The organism is Hymenobacter sp. HDW8, assembly GCF_011305775.1.
GTDB classification, from domain to species: Bacteria; Bacteroidota; Bacteroidia; order Cytophagales; family Hymenobacteraceae; genus Hymenobacter; species Hymenobacter radiodurans.
This window is the reverse complement of sequence record NZ_CP049907.1, coordinates 4,328,253-4,347,173: the sequence shown is the minus strand read 5'-3', so window position 1 is coordinate 4,347,173 and position 18,921 is coordinate 4,328,253. Positions and strand designations below refer to the sequence as shown.

11 protein-coding genes, 1 pseudogene and 1 riboswitch are annotated in these 18,921 nt (G+C 57.9%); of the genes and pseudogenes, 11 read left to right on the top strand and 1 reads right to left on the bottom strand.

Features of this window, described 5'->3' with window-relative positions; genetic code table 11:
- Nucleotides 1-31 precede the first annotated feature (31 nt).
- From G7064_RS18645 to G7064_RS18610, 8 genes and pseudogenes are all read left to right on the top strand, one after another.
- On the top strand, nt 32-358 hold the full coding sequence (locus tag G7064_RS18645) for a hypothetical protein (RefSeq protein ID WP_166074769.1): 327 nt from the start codon (nt 32-34) through the stop codon (nt 356-358).
- A 62-nt stretch (nt 359-420) separates the two neighbouring features.
- A complete protein-coding gene (locus tag G7064_RS18640; protein WP_166074768.1) occupies nt 421-3,138 on the top strand; it encodes a glycosyl hydrolase 115 family protein in 2,718 nt (905 codons plus the stop codon).
- A 33-nt stretch (nt 3,139-3,171) separates the two neighbouring features.
- Nucleotides 3,172-4,424, top strand: a pseudogene (fucP, locus tag G7064_RS18635) (L-fucose:H+ symporter permease).
- 3 nt (nt 4,425-4,427) lie between these two features.
- The gene (locus G7064_RS18630; protein ID WP_166074767.1) at nt 4,428-5,192 is read left to right on the top strand and encodes an SDR family NAD(P)-dependent oxidoreductase; all 765 of its coding nucleotides are present in this window, start codon (nt 4,428-4,430) and stop codon (nt 5,190-5,192) included.
- 33 nt (nt 5,193-5,225) lie between these two features.
- Nucleotides 5,226-6,083, top strand: coding sequence for a fumarylacetoacetate hydrolase family protein (locus tag G7064_RS18625; protein ID WP_166074766.1), 858 nt, complete (start codon nt 5,226-5,228; stop codon nt 6,081-6,083).
- A complete protein-coding gene (locus G7064_RS18620; protein ID WP_166074765.1) occupies nt 6,070-6,900 on the top strand; it encodes an amidohydrolase family protein in 831 nt (276 codons plus the stop codon). Before G7064_RS18625 ends, G7064_RS18620 begins: the two co-directional genes overlap by 14 nt.
- A 9-nt stretch (nt 6,901-6,909) precedes the next feature.
- Entirely contained in the window at nt 6,910-7,698 is a 789-nt protein-coding gene (locus G7064_RS18615; protein WP_166074764.1) for an SDR family oxidoreductase, read from the top strand.
- A gap of 155 nt (nt 7,699-7,853) precedes the next feature.
- Nucleotides 7,854-10,052, top strand: coding sequence for a sensor histidine kinase (locus G7064_RS18610; RefSeq protein ID WP_240935583.1), 2,199 nt, complete (start codon nt 7,854-7,856; stop codon nt 10,050-10,052).
- A gap of 170 nt (nt 10,053-10,222) precedes the next feature.
- On the opposite strand, the gene G7064_RS18605 is transcribed toward G7064_RS18610, so the two are convergent.
- A complete protein-coding gene (locus G7064_RS18605) occupies nt 10,223-11,119 on the bottom strand; it encodes a family 16 glycosylhydrolase (protein ID WP_166074763.1) in 897 nt (298 codons plus the stop codon).
- Nucleotides 11,120-11,526: 407 nt separating this feature from the next.
- On the opposite strand from G7064_RS18605, the gene G7064_RS18600 reads away from it, so the two are divergent.
- From G7064_RS18600 to G7064_RS18590, 3 genes are all read left to right on the top strand, one after another.
- Complete coding sequence (locus tag G7064_RS18600) at nt 11,527-13,287, top strand: tetratricopeptide repeat protein (RefSeq protein WP_166074762.1); 1,761 nt, start codon at nt 11,527-11,529, stop codon at nt 13,285-13,287.
- A 330-nt stretch (nt 13,288-13,617) separates the two neighbouring features.
- Nucleotides 13,618-13,709: riboswitch (SAM riboswitch) on the top strand.
- Between the two features lie 560 nt (nt 13,710-14,269).
- The gene (locus G7064_RS18595) at nt 14,270-17,308 is read left to right on the top strand and encodes a SusC/RagA family TonB-linked outer membrane protein (protein WP_166074761.1); all 3,039 of its coding nucleotides are present in this window, start codon (nt 14,270-14,272) and stop codon (nt 17,306-17,308) included.
- 13 nt (nt 17,309-17,321) lie between these two features.
- Nucleotides 17,322-18,677 (top strand): RagB/SusD family nutrient uptake outer membrane protein, encoded by a 1,356-nt coding sequence (locus G7064_RS18590; protein ID WP_166074760.1) that lies wholly within the window; start codon nt 17,322-17,324, stop codon nt 18,675-18,677.
- The last annotated feature ends 244 nt before the right edge of the window (nt 18,678-18,921 follow it).

Genomic DNA, 18,921 nt, shown 5'->3' with positions numbered 1-18,921 from the left:
GTCACTCGCTTAACCCTTGTTCTGTCGCCTGATGAGAAAGTGCTGTTTCTGGCTCATTTGCTGGCTTCTTCTGTTCCTCTCGCACCTGACGCGCGCTCAGCCTGCGCCCACTGCGCCGCTGGTGCTGGCCGAAAGCTATAGCGCGGAGGGGTTTGCGCTAGTGCATGAGCGGCAGGCCGCTCCGCTCTACCTCGATGAGCAGGATGCCGAAGTCGTCCGCGTAGCCGCCGACGCTCTGGCCCGCGACATTGCCACTATCACTGGGGTTACCCCAGCGCTTTGGGGGGCAAATAAGCCGCTGGGGGCTTTTCTGTACTCATTGGCACACTGGGCCAGTCGAAACTTATTGATCAGCTAGCTGCTGGGGGGCAAATCCAGGCAACGAGTCTCAAAGGGCGGTGGGAGGCATTTAGTATAAGTGTGGTTGACAAACCGTTCGGGCGGGCGGGTAAGGCTTTGGTCATCGCGGGCAGCGACCGGCGTGGCACTGCTTTCGGCGTGTTTGAGTTGTCGCGGCGGCTGGGCGTGTCGCCGTGGTACTGGTGGGCCGATGTTACGCCCCGTCATCAGGACAATTTGTACCTAACGCCCGGCAGCTTTAGTAGCGCGTCGCCCACGGTGAAGTACCGTGGCATTTTCCTCAACGACGAGGACTGGGGCCTCCAGCCCTGGGCGGCTCAAAACCTGGATAAGGACAGTAAAGACATTGGGCCCAACACTTACGCCCGCATTTTCGAGTTGCTTTTACGCCTGAAGGCTAATCTGATTTGGCCGGCCATGCACCCTAGCACACGGGCATTTTTCTCGTACCCTGGCAACCCGAAGATGGCCGATCGTTACGCCATTCTGGTAGGCACTTCGCACGCCGAGCCCATGCTGCGCAACAACGTGGACGAGTGGAAGGAACAAACCATGGGGCCGTTCGACTACTTCCGCAACAAGCCCGCCGTATACCGCTACTGGGAGCAACGGGCGCAGCAGGCCGGCAAGTTGGAGGCTATGTATTCGCTGGGTATGCGCGGTGTGCACGACAGCGGCATGGAAGGTGCTAAAACCCCCAAACAAGCCGCCCAGATGCTGCACAGTGTCATTGCGGATCAGCGCGAAATCCTGCGGCGGCACGTAGCCCCCGACGTAACGACCGTGCCGCAAGTGTTTACGGCCTACAAGGAAGTGTTGGATGTGTACGACGAAGGCCTTAAGCTGCCCGATGACGTGACGCTGGTGTGGCCCGACGATAACTACGGCTATATCAGCCGCCTCAGCAACCCCCAAGAACAGGCGCGTGAAGGCGGCGCGGGCGTGTACTACCACGCTTCCTACTGGGGCCGGCCCCACGATTATCTGTGGTTGAGCACTACCCATCCGGCCCTGATTCGGGAGGAGATGATGAAAGCCTACGCCCTGAAAACCGACCGACTATGGGTGCTAAATGTGGGCGACATCAAGCCCTTGGAATACAACATTCAGCTGTTTCTGGACATGGCCTATGATGCACGCCCTTTCCAGCAGAGCACGCATGTACCGGCTCATTTGCAGGCATGGGCAGGTACTATTTTCGGTGAAAAACTCGGCCCTGAAATCCGGTCTATCCTCTGGGAATACTACGATCTGGCCTTTGAGCGCCGCCCCGAGTTTATGGGCTGGAGCCAGACGGAGCCTACCACCCCCACCCAACGCACCGCCTACAACCATTTTGCCTACGGCGACGAAGCCCAGCGCCGCCTCGACCGCTACGCCGCCCTGACGCAACGCGTCCAGCAACTGCGCCCCCAGATAGAGCCGGCGCGGGCCGATGCCTTCTTCGAGCTGGTATACTATCCGGTGGTAGGCGCGGCGCTGATGAATCAGAAGTTTCTGTATCAGGACAAGAGCTATTGGTACGCCCGGCAACACCGCGCCAGCGCCGCCGATTACGCCCTGTGGGCCCAGCAGGCGTACGCGAACATCGAGCGGGAAACGGAATACTACAACAACCAGCTGGCGGGGGGCAAATGGCGGGGCATGATGTCGATGCAACCGCGCAACCTGCCTGTGTATCAGGCACCCGTTGCGCTTCCGCTGGCCCTCGACACCACCCGCATTTGGGGCGTTTCACCGGAAGGATTTGCCCCCCACGACTCCTTACTGGCCGCCACGTCGGTGCCTTCCCTAGAGCTGCCAACCTTCTATTCGTGGGGTCCGTCCTCGTACTTTGTTGATGTATTTCTGAGCCGGCGTCGGGCCGTTGCTTGGAAGGTAAAGTCGTCGGTAAAGTGGTTGACGCTATCCGCCCAAAAAGGCACACTAGCCTCGGCTGAAGGGCAAAAACAACAGCGGTTACAGGTCCGCATCGATTGGCAAAAAGTACCCAAACGCGGCGCACCAATGGGCGTCCTGACGTTTAGCGGAGCGGGCAAAACCTTCCGCGTGGCCGTACGTGCCGCCGCCGCGGAAAGTGAACTGGCCACTGACTACGAGGGGTTTATTGAAACCAATGGCTACGTTTCGATGCGGGCCGCGCACTATAGCCGCAAAGTGGATAAAGCCGCGAGCCGGTGGACGCTGGTGGATGGTCTTGCCCACGCCGGCCAGGCTCTTCAGGCCCACCCCCTGCAAGCAAAGCCACTAGTTGATACTGTCAACCTAAAAACGCAGGCCTCGGCCGTTGAGTACGATTTCTACACCTTCTCGCGGGCTGCTCCCGCTATCACGGTATCAACGCTGCCTACGCACCCCGTCACCCGCAGCGCTGGTATGCGCTACGGCGTCGCCGTGGACCACGGACCGATCGAAATTGTCGATTTTAAAACGGTGGGACGGTCGGAGGAATGGAAGCAGAATGTGCTGCGCAACCGCGCGCAACGCCAAATTAAAGGACCGCTGCTGGGCCCCGGTCGGCATACGCTCACGCTTTACCTGCTTGATCCGGGCGTGGTGCTCGACCATCTCACCATTGATCTGGGCGGCCTGCAACCCGCTTACAGCCTCCTTCCGGAAACCTGGAAAACACTGGGCCCTCCCTCCCCTGCCGCTGCGCCGCGAAAAGCTTCGGCCCGACCGCCTACGCCCCCCGCGCCGATGAGCAAGCCTTGGGGGGCAAAAGTCCGTTGCCGTAGCTTACGCCAGTTTGCTATAGCGCTACTTGTGCCAACATAAACCAGCATTTTCCCTCCATTCAAAGCCCACTCAATGACTACTGCCCGGAAAAACCTCTTTGCCGTTGGTTTGATTACGTCGCTGTTTTTCCTGTGGGGCTTTGCGCTCAACCTGAACCCCATTCTGATTCCGCACCTCAAGAAAGCCTGCCAGCTGACGGATGCGCAGTCGGCCCTGATTGATTCGGCGTCTTACATCGCGTATTTTCTGCTGGCTATTCCCGCCGGGCAGTTTATGAAGCGCTTTGGCTACAAGGGCGGCATCTTGCTGGGGCTGCTGCTGTTTGCCGGGGGGGCTTTTTTGTTTTACCCCGCAGCGGCCGCCCGCTCCTACCCGTTTTTCCTGGTAGCGTTGTTTGTTATTGCCTGCGGGCTGACGTTCTTAGAAACGGCGGCCAACCCGTACATCACCGTGCTCGGCGACGAGGAAGGCGCTACCCAGCGCCTGAACTTCGCGCAGTCGTTCAATGGCCTGGCCGCTACGCTGGCGCCTTTTCTGGGGGTATTTTTATCTTATCGGGCAACACGCTCTCCAGCGCGGAAGAAGCCAGCATGTCGGGCGAGCAGTTAGATGCCTACCTGAATGCCGAGGCGGCCGCGGTACAGGTACCCTACCTGCTCATCGGCGGTGTAGTGCTGCTGGTGGCCCTGCTCCTTTACTTTACGCGCCTGCCCGACATTGTGGAAGTAGACCGCGGGACAGAGGCCGCTCGGCCCCTGCTGCGGGAGAAAAACCTGTTACTGGGCGTGTTAGCGCAGTTTTTCTACATTGGGGCGCAGGTGTGCGTGAGCAGCTTCTTCATTCGGTTTTCCTAACAAGTTGCCGGTATCGGCGAGAAAGCGGCGGCTCAATACTTGGCGGCGGCACTGTTGGGCTTTATGGCGGGCCGCTTCATCGGCACCTTTTTGATGCGCTATATTCCGGCGCCGCGTCTGCTGGCAGTGTATAGTTTGCTCAACTTTTTCCTGGTGCTGCTAGCCGTCATTCTGCCGGGCACATTCTCGGTGTACGCTCTTATGGGGGTCGAATTCTTTATGTCTATCATGTTCCCCACCATTTTCTCGCTGAGTATTCGCGGCCTGGGGGGCAAAACCAAGGAAGGCTCTTCGCTGGTGATTATGGCCATCGTGGGGGGCGCAGTCTTCCCGGTCCTCATGGGCTGGGTGTCGGACAGGAGCAGCATTCAGACGGCCTATCTGGTGCCCGCTTTCTGCTTCCTGGTGGTCTTTTACTTTGCCCTCAAAAATATGCGCGTCAAGCACATACAGCTCGTTACAGCCCACTGATCTATGTTCGATTTAACCGGAAAACACGCCGTCGTTACGGGCGGAGGCAGCGGCATTGGCCAGGCCATTTCGCTGTTGTTTGGGCGCCATGGCGCCATCGTACACATCCTCGATCGGGATGAAGCCGCCGGCCAACAAACAGCGCAACAGATACAAGCCAGCGGTGGCCAGGCCCATGCCTACGGGGCCGATGTCAGTCAGCAGGCGCAGATTGTTGGCATTTTTCAGCGCATTGGCCGCATCGATATTCTGGTGAATAACGCTGGCATCGCACACGTGGGCAACGTGGAAAATACCTCCGACACCGACTTTGACCGTGTGTACCAGGTAAACGTGAAGGGCGCTTACAACTGCCTGTTTGCCGCCGTGCCCCTGATGAAAGCGCAGGGCGGCGGCGTAATCGTGAACATGGCTTCCATTGCCGCCCACGTCGGGCTTACCGACCGTTTTGCGTATTCTATGAGCAAGGGGGCCATTTTTGCTATGACGCTTTCCGTAGCCCGCGACTACCTCTCCAGCAACATTCGCTGCAACAGCATCTCGCCGGCCCGGGTGCACACGCCCTTCGTTGATGGCTTTATTGCCCAAAACTACGCCGGCCAAGAGGCGGAAATATTTGCCAAACTCTCCCAAAGTCAGCCTATCGGCCGCATGGGCGAGCCCGCCGAAGTTGCGGCCCTAGCCTTGTACCTGTGCTCAGCTGAGGCCGGCTTTATCACTGGCTGCGACTACCCCATCGACGGCGGTTTTATCACGTTAAATAGTTAATCACCTCGCCTAAAAAAGCCCCCCAACGCTCCTATGAAACTCATCCGCTACGGTACCCCCGGCCATGAAAAGCCCGGCGTTATTCTCCACGATCAGAAGTTTGATGTCTCGGCTTTCGGCGAAGACTACAACGAAGCCTTTTTTACCACGAATGGCCTCCAGCGCTTAGCGGAGTTCCTGCAACTGAACGAAGGCCAGCTGCAGCCTATTGCCGACTCCGAACGTCTCGGGCCGCCCGTGGCGCGGCCATCCAAGCTGCTCTGCATTGGTTTGAATTATAGTGACCACGCCCGCGAAACGGGCGCCACGCCTCCTCCCGAACCGGTGCTGTTTATGAAGGCAACGACCTCCTACACCGGCCCATACGACGACATTATCATCCCCCGAAACTCGACTAAAACCGACTGGGAAGTGGAGCTGGCGGTGGTGATCGGTAAACGCGCTTCCTATGTGGACGAGGCCGACGCCACCGACTACATCGCGGGCTACGCCTTGCATAATGACGTGTCGGAGCGGGAGTTTCAGCTGGAGCGCAGCGGCACCTGGGACAAGGGCAAGGGCTGCGACACCTTTGCGCCCGTGGGTCCGTTTCTGGCGACGCCCGACGAGCTGGGCGACGTGAATAATTTGCGGCTGTGGCTGTCGGTGAATGGGCAGATGATGCAGGACGGCAACACATCCAACCTCATTTTCAACATCCCTTTTTTGATCAGCTACGTCAGCCAGTTTATGACCCTGCTGCCCGGCGACATCATTTCCACGGGTACGCCGGCGGGCGTGGGCCTGGGGTTCAATCCGCCGGTGTACCTGAAGCCCGGCGACGTAGTCGAGTTGGGTATCGATGGATTGGGCACCTCGCGCCAAGTGCTGAAAGCCTATGGCCAGAATTGACGCTCACCAGCATTTTTGGCACTTTGAGCCCATGCGCGACGCCTGGATTACCGACGAGATGCGCTTGCTCCGGCGCGACTTTTTGCCCCCCGAGCTTCATCCAATACTCCAGGAACACGGCTTCGAGGGCTGCGTGGCGGTGCAGGCCGATCAGTCGGAAGGCGAAACGGCTTTTCTGCTTGAACTGGCCGCCAAGCATGACTTCATCAAAGGAGTCATCGGCTGGGTGGATTTGCGGGCCGAAAACATCGAAGAGCGGCTAGCTTATTACAACCAGTTTGCCAAGCTCAAAGGCTTTCGGCACATCCTGCAAGGCGAAACCGATCGGGCGCTAATGCTGCGACCGGAATTTCGGCGCGGGATCAGTGCCCTGGGCCAATACGGCTTTACCTATGACTTGCTCATCCTCCCCGATCAGCTAGTGTATGCAACGGAATTGGCCGCAGCTTTTCCCAACCAGGCTTTCGTGCTCGATCATTTAGCCAAGCCACTCATAAAAGCCGGCGAATTAAAGCCGTGGCGGCGCGATATTCAAGCGCTGGCCGAGCGCGAAAATGTGCTGTGCAAAGCCTCAGGGCTCTTAACCGAGGCCGACTGGCAGCGGTGGCAACCGGCTGATTTTCGGCCTTATCTCGATGTGGTTTTCGACGCCTTCGGACCAAAGCGCGTGCTGTTCGGCTCCGATTGGCCGGTGTGCGAAGTAGCAGGCGGCTACAGTCGTACAATTGCTTTAATGGAAGACTATCTGGCCTCTTTTTCACCCTCGGAGCAAGCCCAGTTTTGGGGCGACAACGCAGATTCCTTTTACAACCTTTAATGCTACTCCATGGACTTGTACCTGGCTGATAAGATTATCATGGTTACGGGCGGTGCCAAAGGCATTGGCGCGGGCATCGTGCAGGTGCTGGCCGACGAAGGCGCCATTCCGGTCATCGTGGGGCGCAGCGAGCAGGACAACCAGCAAATGGTGGCCAACATTGAGGCGGCGGGGGGCAAATCCTGGCAGGTAGTGGCCGAGTTGACCGAGCCCGACGCCTGCGAAAAAGCTGTGCAGGCCGTTGTGGCGCAGTTTGGACGGATTGATGGGCTGGTGAATAATGCCGGTGTGAATGATGGTGTGGGACTGGAACACGGCACCTACGCCGGATTTATACAGAGCTTACACCGCAACCTGGTGCATTATTACCTGCTGGCCCACCATGCGTTGCTGGAATTGAAGAAGTCGAAAGGCGCGATTGTGAACATCAGCTCGAAAACTGCCGAAACCGGGCAGGGCAATACTTCAGCGTACGCCGCAGCTAACGGCGGGCGCAACGCCCTGACCCGCGAGTGGGCCGTGGAGCTGCTCAAATACGGCATTCGCGTGAATGCCGTAGTGGTGGCCGAGTGCTGGACGCCGCAGTACGAAACCTGGATTCAGACGCTGCCCAACCCCGAGGAAAAGCTGCGCGAAATCACCAGCAAAATTCCGCTGGAAAACCGCATGACCACGGCCGAAGAAATTGCCAACACCACAGCCTTTCTGCTCTCCCGCCGCAGCAGCCACACCACGGGCCAGATTCTGTACGTCGATGGCGGCTACGTGCACCTCGATCGGGCACTGGCCAACGCCTGATGTGCCCCCACTCCCGGCGCGAATGTCTGGGGGGCAAATCTGCCAACCGAATGCTCATAAGTAGCGGCGAAAATTCTGCTGGTACGATGCGCGTTTATTAGTAGCTTGCTTGTATAAATTCCTATTCCTAATAGGATTAATACCACTCGCGGGAGGTGGCTCGCGGAGCGGTCACGCCTACTTCTATGCGCTACTTGTTGCTGCTCGTCGTCCTGTGGATACTTCCGGCTGCCGGAGTTGCGGCCCAATCCGCTGACACTATATTGACGATTAACCACCTGCCTAAGAACGGGTTGCTGCTCGAAAAAGGCTGGCGCTACCACGTGGGCGACAATTCAGAGTGGGCCAAGCCAGACTTTGATGACAGCGGCTGGGATACTATTAGCCCAACCTGGTCTCAGCAAGATCTGCCACCCCGCCTAATGAACGGCATCAACTGGCTGCGCTTGCGCTTTCACCTCGGTGACAGCCTGCGCCAGCAAGCTCTATTGGCCCAAATTAGCCAACTGGGGGCTATGGAAATTTACTGCAATGGCCGACTCGTGCAGCGCCAAGGCAAGCTCCATCCCGATCCTAGTCGGGCCACGCCTGGCCCCATAAACGTAGACCCGGTGGTGCTACCTATAGCCGTAGGGTCGGCCGAACAGGTGCTGGCCGTTCGGCTGGTGTCGTGGGCGCCTCCCGTCCGGCTTGGCACCGGCGAGGTGCCCTTATTGCGCGTATGGTTGCGGACGGTACCGCAGGTGCTGGTCTCAACGGCGGAGCAGGAAGTAAGCCGCACTATTTTTTACGTTGTGGGGGGCATTTTTGGCCTTCTTATGCTCCTGCACTTTGCTTTTTTTCACTACAATCCTGCCCAACTCGCCAACCGTTACTTTGCTCTCTACGCCCTCTCGCTGACTTTGGCCTCATTGGGGGTGTATTATGGCAGCACGCTGAGTTTGGCGCGCGTCCCGGCCTTGGTGTTGAGTGGCATCACGTTTACGCTCTTCTTTTTGGGTAGTATGTGGGCGGTGCGGGCGCTGTATGCCCTCTTCAACTTCCGTTTAGGCTCGATTTATTATGCCCTGTGGGGATGCTTGATCGTCTTGCTGCTGTTTCACCACTTTCATTTATTCTCCACTCTTAGCTTTCTCAGTTACTTAGCGTTTGTGGTTCTCGCTACTGCCGAACAGCTGCGCCTCACGGTGCGGGCCCTGCGCCAGCGGCAGCGCGGGGCCTGGATTATCGGCTCCGGGTTTGCCCTGGGGCTGCTGTGCGCGCTGCTTTTCGCCAGTTTGATTGTGACAGAGGTGAGGTTCAGTATGCAGTTGGAAAACTTCTTTTACCCGCTGATCTACCTGCCTCCGGCCCTGGGCATCTCCCTGTTTCTGGCCCGCGAGTTTGCCCTCGACAGCCAATTGCTCCAACTCAAACTGGACGAAGTAAAGCGGCTCTCGGCTCAAACCCTGGCTCAGGAGCAAGAAAAGCAAACCCTATTGGCCCAGCAAAATGAAACCCTGGAACAGCAGGTGCAGCAGCGCACGGCCGCTTTGCAACGCTCTCTTACGGAACTGCGCACCACCCAAACGCAACTGATTCAGCGGGAGAAAATGGCCTCGCTGGGGGAGCTCACAGCGGGTATTGCCCACGAAATTCAGAACCCTTTGAACTTCGTCACCAACTTCGCCGACGTGAGCACGGAGCTTTGCCACGAAGCCCAGGAAGTGGTGGCTGGCTCGGCTTATCCGGCTCCTCAGAAAGGAGCATTAGCCGAACTATTAAGCGACCTAGGCGAAAATCAAGTCAAGATTACCCAGCACGGACAGCGGGCCGCCAGCATTGTGCGGGGCATGCTGGAGCACGCCCGTGCCAGCACCGGCGAGCGCCTGCCCACCAACGTAAATGCGCTGTGTGAGGAATATCTACGCTTAGCTTATCAGGGCTTGCGAGCTAAAGACAAAACGTTCAACGCTACGCTAACCAGCGACTTAGACCCTGATTTGCCCCTGGTAACCGCTGTCGCTTCGGACCTGGGGCGGGTGCTGCTGAACCTACTGACCAACGCCTTTTATGCCGTGCGCCAGCGCCAGCAGCAAAGTGGCGAAAATGGCTACGTGCCTACCGTGCGCATCAGCACCCGCCACGGAGGCAACCAGGTGAAAATACAGGTGCAGGACAACGGTACTGGCATCCCCGATCATGTGAAGGCGAAGGTGTTTCAGCCCTTCTTCACCACCAAGCCCTCGGGCGAAGGCACCGGCCTGGGCCTCTCGCTCAGCTACGACATCGTCACCAAAGGCCACGGCGGCACCCTCACCGTGGAAAGCGAAGAGGGTAAAGGCAGTGAGTTCAGCATCACCCTGCCCGTATAGGTACTAGTGACGGGCACTCACGATCCTAGGTCGGAGCTACACTTGTGGGCTATGAAAATGAGCTAACGCTGGGCAAAGCTCTGCTGCTGAGCTTGGGCGCGAGCCAAACACTCCATGTTTTGGGACACAAAGCACTGCAATAATGACTGTTTTGATTGTAGGGGGCTTTTTTACTCCAACTGCCGTGGAGACGCCGCCACCCAGTCGTTGGTGGGCTTGCAAATGCGCACGAAATCGACATCAAACTGGGCCTCCTGGAAGCTAGCATCGACTACCTCCAGGCCTAAAAGTACCTGAGCCGCGCGGCCGAACGGGGTAAACATTCCATTTTCCACTAGCCCTGGCAGACATTGTCCGGGGCGGTAACGGATAGTAGAGAGCACTTGGCCATCGAAATACCATGTCAGCTCATCTTCGCTCCACGCCAGCCCATAGGTATGAAAGCCTTCGTCTAGCCCCGGCGCGCCCACATACGGAGAGGTATAGGCGTAGATAGCCTGCCAGAAAGGATGAGGCTCGCCCTGAGCAGGCGTGCGAGTGCAGTCGGTGGCAGCTGCGTTCCAGTTGTGCAGCGTGGTGGCGAAGCCCGAGAGCCCATCGTTTCCCTCCACAATGTCGCATTCCATATCGTTACCCAACAGCCAGAACCCGGCATTGGCCCCATACTTTGTAGTGCGGGCCCGGTAGCGCGGGAGCCGGCAGCGCACTTCAAACAATCCGCGCTGCATGGCATAGACCCCATGTGCAGCCCCGTCCACTAAGGGATTAGGTTTCAGGCGCAACCCACCCGAGCGATAGCGACTTTGGGGCGTGCAGGCTGCTGAGCTGTCAGGCGTGGCCGTGATGCGCAGAAACTGCACGTTTTTCTCCGCTATCAGGCTCAACGCTTTGTTTTTGCCCCCCAGTAAGTCCGGGGTGGTATCAAAGCAATGCAGACGATCTGTGTTTTCGTCTCCGACCCGGTTCAGATACCAGTTGGCTAGTGTATGCTCCTCACTGTCGAAGCCATCGAAAAATACCTGCTGCCACTCCCCTGCTGGGTTAGTAACACTCTGGAGCCCCCCCATTCCGCATGCACTGGCCCCAACTGACGAGCGGAGCCAACATAAGCAGAGCACAAATCAGCAATCGTGACAGGAACATATACATAAAACGAAATCGCGAGCTAATCATGATTTGCGTGGGGCGACGTGCAACGACACTTATGGTGAACTCTTTTCCAAGGTGAAAAGCCAAGCGTCGGACCCAAAGATAGCGGCGACGAAAACAAGTGGAATACAGGCCAGTACTAACCGCCGAATGGAGAAGAGACAGCTGAACGAGTTTAGCCAGGCACCTATTTTCCTTCTGCCGTATCCTGCGAAGTATTTGCGTATTTTCACCCTTAGTCAACCCACAGGCAGAGCCTCGTACCTAGTGGCTACAAACAGCGCAGATGTAAGGCTTATTAGTCCACGTAACGCCGGCACAGTATATGACCACCTATCGGCTTCATTATCTGTTGGCCCCAAGTCTGGTGCTCACTCTGCTTTGCTGCTCCTGCCAGGAGAAAAAGGCTACGCCTTCGCGCCAGGCGCTGAATGAGCTGAATCTGAGATCCGGCCAGCTCATTACCTGTGGCCCGCCCAACCAGCAGCTCGGTACCCTGACCTTTCCCATTTCCTGCCACACCGAAACCCAGACCAATTTTTCCCTGGGCCTGAAGCTGCTGCATTCCTTTGAGTATGAGGAGGCGGAGAAGGTTTTTGCCGCTATCATCCGCCAGCAGCCAACCTGCCCGATGGCTTATTGGGGCGTAGCCATGAGCACTTTTCATCCTCTCTGGACGCCTCCCTCAGAACCCGAACTGCGGAAGGGAGCGAATGCCTTGGCCATCGCGCAGGCCTTGCCGCCTTCCTCGCCCAAGGAAACGGCCTATATCGCGGCTCTAGCCACTTTTTACCACGATTGGAAAACAGTAGGCCACCGACCCCGCTGCCTGCGCTTTGCCCAGGCTATGGAAAAGCTGGCCGCCCGTTACCCCGACGATCCGGAAGCCACAATCCTATATGCCCTGGCGCTGACGGCCGCCGCTGATCCGGCCGATAAATCGTTTGCCCAGCAAAAAAAAGCCGGAGCCCTGCTCACGGCGCTGGCTCCCAAATACCCCAATCATCCGGGCATCATTCATTACCAGATTCATGCCTACGATATACCGGAACTTGCCCCCCAAGCCTTGCCCGCAGCACGCAAATACGCCGCAGTAGCCCCGTCGTCGGCCCATGCCTTACACATGCCATCGCATATTTTTACCCGTCTGGGGCTCTGGAAGGAAGCTATTGCCTCTAATCTGGGCTCGGTGGCGGCGGCCAAGTGCTATGCCGAGCAGGCCGGCTTGCAGGGGCATTGGGACGAAGAGCTGCACGGCCTTGATTACCTGATGTATGCCTATTTGCAGGAGGGCAACAACCAGCGCGCCAAGCAGCAATGGACCTATCTGCAATCGATTACTGCCGTCGAGCCTACCACCTTCAAAGTTGCTTATGCCTACGCAGCTATCCCTGCCCGGTACGTACTGGAAAACCGACAGTGGCAACAGGCGGCAGCACTACAGTTGCCCAGTGCTCCCGTTCCGTGGGAGCAGTTTCCTTGGCAGGAAGCCATTCACCATTTTGCCCGATTGATGGGCGCCGTGCATACCGATAACAATGCTGCGGCCCAAACCGAATGGCAGACCCTACAGCGACTGGAGAACACGTTGAAACAGCAAAAAGACGCCTACAAAGCGCAACAAGTGCATGTTCAGGTGATGACGGGCGAGGCCTGGATGCAGTGGCAGGAAGGCAAAGCCGAGGCAGCCGCAGCCTTGATGCGGCGTGCCGCGGCGCTGGAAGACAGTACCGAAAAGCACCCCGTTACGCCCAGCGAAGTGCTGCCAGCCCGTGAGTTACTAGGTGATATGCTGTTAGCCATGAATCGCCCAGATGAGGCATTAGCTGCCTATGAGACCAATTTGCAGAAACACTCTAATCGCTTTAATGGACTATATGGCGCTGGGCTGGCAGCCGAACGCGCGGGCAATTCGGACAAGGCTCGCCGCTATTATCAGCAGTTGCTCTCTATAGCCGCCCCAAGCGCTACTCGGCCTGAACTCACGCAAGTTCGTCGCTTCCTGCAAAGCCAGCCGAGTTCTAGCACAAACACGAGTATTTCGCTTCGTTTGGGGGGCAAAAATAGCTTCGTATCGGGCTATTAGTCGGGCTAGAATAGGTAGGTGTAACTATGGTTTTTGGCCTTGTGGCAGTCGTGTCTGGCAATAACTATAATTGCGATTTTTGCTCGGGCCGGGAGGCTGTAGGCAAAATAACACAAAGAAATATTCGACTTTTTTTATCAACGTTCCATGCATGATTGCCTATTCCGCTGGGGGCAAATATTGCTATTAGCGTTCCTATTGCCGGTTTTTTGGATGATGCATGCTTTAGCTTTATCACTAAGTGAATAGCCCAGCGCAGAATAAAATTTGCGTTTCTGAAAAACGCGTCTTTACCTTTACAGCATCAATTCTTTCCCACTAAAAGGATTGTTTTTATACAGAGGCGTGGAGAGACAGGCTCGACGAAACGCCGGCAACCCCCAGCACAACTGGAACGGTGCCAAGTCCTGACCATATAAAAACAAATTGCCGTGAAAAGCTCCCCCAGTACCCCCGCTGCATCCATCACCCGCTACGCTCTACAGCATCGGTGTTGTCGAATGTGTTCTTGTGCCATCGGTATGCCGATGGCCGGTGTGGTCTGCTAAGGCGTCGGGAAAGACTCCGTTTTTTCTGCTAAGCCACCGCCAAGAAAGGTAGCGCTGCGCCGCAAGGTAGCCGCGCCCAACCGTACCCTTTTGGCAGCGCCCACAGCCCACGCCCGCCTACCCAGCCCGCCCCGAACGTCCTTGCGCTTCGGCTCCCGGTCTTAGGTCGGCCCACGCCCCAATCTTCTTCGCCAACAGCTACCGCTTGTACCGCGGTAACGCGCTGCCCTTCTGTGCACAAGCTGGGCCGCGAGGAGGAAATCACGCGCGGCTAAAGCTTTGTTTAGGGCGCGCCAGGAGCGAAAAGCAAGCCACTAACACCGCCCGTCCTGCTGCTCCACGACCTGTCTGCCACTGGGCACTGCGGGTCGGCTGGGGGCAAGATGGGGCTGGCCAGCTGGGTTCAATCAACCCTTATCATCTATTATTTCCTCATGAAAACCACTACTATTCTGGCTCTGCCAGCTGTTTTGCTGGCGGGCGCTACTACGGGATTTGCGCAAACGACGGCCGCCCAACCGGCCGCTCAAACCGTGAACGGACTCGTCACGGATGCCGCCGACCGAAGTCCGCTGCCGGGCGTGACGGTCATCATCAAAGGCACAACCACGGGCGCCTCCACCGACCCTGGGGGGCAATTTTCGCTGCCCATCCCCGCCGAAGGTGCCACACTGGTTATCAGCGCCATCGGCTATGTCCGGCAGGAAATCCGCACCACGGGCGGTGACCTGCGGGTGGCCTTGAAATCCGATGTAAAGGAGCTGTCGGAGGTGGTGATAACGGGCTACAGCGAGCAAAACCGTAAGTCACTGACCAGCGCTATTTCCTCCGTGAAAGGCGATGCGCTCAAAGACGTTCCGGCCGCCAGCCCCGATCAGCTCTTGCAGGGCAAAGCGGCCGGCGTGCAGGTGTCGGCCAACTCGGGCGTGCCGGGCGGGGGCATTTTTATACGGGTGCGGGGAAGCAACTCCGTGAATGCGAGCAATGACCCGCTCTACGTGGTTGACGGTGTGTTTATTAACAACACGAACCTCATTGCTACTGGCCTCGGCAACCAGGTGTCTTCCAACCCGCTGGCCGATATTAACCCCCAGGATATCGAGAGCATCGAAATCCTGAAAGACGCCAACGCTACGGCCATTTACGGTTCGCGGGGGGCAAATGGGGTGGTACTTATTCGCACCAAGCGCGGTAAAGCCGGCGAGAAAACGCGCATCACTTTAGACACTTACCAAGCCTGGTCGGAGGCGCCCAAGAAGTACAAGCTGGTGAGCGGCCCGGAACTGGCAACCCTGGAAAACGAGCGGTTTCTGAACGACGGCGGCAACCTAGCGCTGTTGCCTTATCGGCCGGTATCAGAAGGAGGCCGGGGCCTGCCGGAAGAGCAACAGACATATGACCGTCTCTCCGACGTGTTCCGCACCGCCCGCACCCAGAGCTACGAAGTGTCGGCAGCCGGCGGCTCCGATAAAACCCAATTCTACATTGGCGCGGGCTATTTCGATCAGGAGTCCATTGCTAGGCCCAGCAAGTTCAACCGCTTCAGTCTGCGTGTGAATCTGGATAACTCCGTGACGGACAAGGTGCGCATTGGCACCAGCACGGCCCTGACACGCACCCAGCGCAACGTGAGCAGCAACGACAACAACCCCGTTGGCGTCATCAACTCGGCCCTGTTTCCGCGCACCAACCTGCCGGTGTACAACCCCGACGGTAGCTATGCAAAGTATGGCTCCTTCGACAACCATCAGGCGCTGATCGACAACCTAGATAACGATGCTGTCGGCACCCGCGTCATCTCGAACGTGTACGGCGAGTACCGCATCCAGCCAAACCTGACGTTGCGCAGCAGTTGGAGCATCGACTTCAACGACATGTACGAAAACAACTTCAACAACACGCTCATCCTGGCCGGCCAGCCCCGCGGCACCGCCTCGTCCTTCCTGTCCCGTGACATCACCCTGCTGAACGAGCAGACGCTGAATTACTCGGTTAACATCGGCGAAAACCACTTCATACAGGCCTTGGTGGGCAATACGCTCCAGCGTAACACCTTCCAGCGCACGACCCTAGCGGGCCAGCAGTTTCCCGGCAACGACCTGCCCACCATTGCCTCCTCGGCCACCCAAACGGGCTCTTCGGCTCGCTCGCAGGCTGGTTTGGTATCCTTTTTCGGCAAAGCAACCTACTCCTTCAAAGAGCGCTACACAGCCGACGTGAGCATCCGCGCCGACGCCTCCTCGCGCTTCGGCGCCGACAACCGCTGGGGCTATTTCCCGGCCGTGGGCCTGGGCTGGCGCTTAGGCGAAGAAAGCTTTATCAAAGACCTGAACGTGTTTGACGAGCTGAAACTGCGCGCCAGCGTGGGCCGCACTGGCAACCAAGCGGGTATCAGCGACTTCGCTTCTCTAGGCTTAGTGCAGGGCGGCGCCAACTACCTCGATTTGCCCGGCACTACGCCTTTGCAACTCGCTAACCCCAATTTGAGCTGGGAAAGTACCGAGCAATGGAACGTGGGCGTGGACGCGGCCGTGCTGCAAAACCGTGTGGTGCTGGAGCTGAATTACTACGACAAATACACCTCCGGCCTGCTGCTGAATGTGCCCGTGCCGCGCAAAATTGGCTTCTCTTCCGTAGTTGAAAACTACGGGGCTGTCAGCAACAAGGGGGTGGAGCTGCAAGTCACGACGAACTGGCTGCCCAAGTCGGCGGTGCAGTGGAGCACGACATTCAATATCGCCCGCAATGTGAATAAAGTCGAGAAGCTGGCCGCGCCGATTACAGCCGGCTCGCGCGACATCTTCCGGCTGGAAGAAGGTGAGTCCTTGTACTCATTCTGGCTATACAAGCAAACCCGCGTGAACCCCGAAAGCGGCGACGCTGAGTACGAAGACGTGAACGGCGACGGCGCCATCACCGTGGCCGACCGCCAGCTAGTCGGCACCGCCTGGCCCGACTTCTTCGGGGGCCTCACCAACTCCGTGAATTACAAAGGCTTTGATCTGGGCTTTACGCTGAACTTCGAGCGGGGGGCAAAAATCATGAATATGAACCGCTTCTTCCTCGTGCACGGCGGTACCCAGAGCAACATCGGCTACTTGGCCAACCAGCTCGACCGCTGGCAGCAGCCCGGCGACCAGACCGACATCCCGCGCCTGACCACCAACGCTGCTAGCAACAACTATGGCGGCGTGGTTCAAAACCTGAGCGACCGCTACCTCGAAGATGGCTCTTTCCTGCGCCTACGCACCCTGTCGCTGGGCTACAGTGTGCCGAAAGAAGTCGTGGCCAAAACCCGGCTGAACTCGCTGCGCCTCTACGTGCAGGCTGCTAACCTGTTCACCATCACGCCTTACTCGGGCCTCGACCCAGAAGTGAATTCACAAGGCGGCGTAGCTAATACCAAAAACTTCGACTGGGCCACCGTGCCCCAGCCCCGCACTTTCCAAGTGGGCCTCACCGTCGGACTCTAAGCTTCACCTCGTCATGAAACAGACAATATATCGCCTCTTATTTGCCACCCAGGTGGCCGCCGTTAGCCTAAGCCTCGCCTCTTGCAACGACTTGCTAGAGCCCCAGCCGGTCCAGCAACTGCCTGCCGACCAAGCTATCACTGACGCCGGCAGCGCCCGCGCCGCCACCATCGGCGCTTACGACCGGGTGCAGGCGTATTATCAGCTCAACTGGCCCGTACTGGGCTTTTTGCCCGGCGAAAACGTGCGCTTCAACGGCACGCTCAACCAGTTTTTGCAGATCGATCAAAACCAGCTCAGCGCCGATAACGTGCTGATTACCGAAGCCTGGACGCAGATGTATCAGGCCGTGAACGTCGCTAATAACCTACTGGCGGCGGTGCCCGAGGTAAACGACCCACTGCTGCCAGCCGCCGAGAAAAACCAATTGCTCGGCGAAGCTCACTTCCTGCGGGCGCTGGTTTATTTTGACCTAGGCCGGGGCTGGGGCGGCGTACCGCTGATCCTTACGCCCACGCGCACCAAGGAAAACGGCCAGGGCATCGGCCGCAGCACCGTAGCGCAGACGTACGACCAGGTACTTGCTGACTTGGTTGAAGCTGAAACCTTACTACCCGACGCCACCACGCGCAACCGCGCCGTTAAAACCACCGCTCGTGCCCTGCGCGCCCGCTTGCACCTCTACCGCCAGCAGTACGCCGAGGCCGAAACCTACGCCACGCAGGTTATCACCAACGCCAATTATAGCTTGGTGACCCCTTATCGGGCTATATCGACGGCGCCATTTTTAAGTCGGGAATCAGTGCTGGAACTCACATTCAGCAACTCCGATGCGAATACCATGTGGAACAACTGGTTTCCGAGTGCGCTTGGGGGGCAATTTAACTTCCAGCCCGTGCCTGCGGCCATTACCTTGCTCAACGACCCAACCGTGGGGGGCAATCGTTCGGCGCTGCTAGCGAATACTACCATTGCTGGGGCCAGCGTAACCTACGGCAACCTATACAGCCGCTCCGCCCAGCGAGACGACCCCAGCTACGTGCTGCGCCTGGCTGAGCAGTACCTCATTCGGGCCGAAGCCCGCGCCCGCCAGGGCAAATTGACGCAGTCTTTGGCCGACCTAAATGCCGTCCGTGCCCGCGCTGGCGTGCCGGCCAGCACCGCCGCTACCGCCGAGCAATTGCTATTAGCTATCGAAAATGAGCGCCGCGTGGAGTTTGCCTTCGAGGCCGACCGCTGGTTTGACCTCGTGCGCACCGGCCGCGCCGGCGTAGTGCTCGGCGTCACCGACCAGCGCCGGTGGCTATTCCCGCTGCCCTTCAACGACTTAGTAGCTGATCCTGCTTTGGAGCAAAACCCAGGGTATTAAGTCAGTAAATCAATAGCTTACAGAAAGGCCATCATATGCAATCAAAAAGAACGTCATGCAGAGCGCAGCGAAGCATCTCGCGTGCTGACGTTGCTAAGCTAATCTCGCCCCAATGAGAACGTCATGCTGAGCTTGTCGAAGCATCTCTCCCGCAATGGTAATCAGATAGCATTACAACGAAGCAGTAGAGATGCTTCGACAAGCTCAGCATGACCGCCTTTCTATTTTATATTAACTATTCATC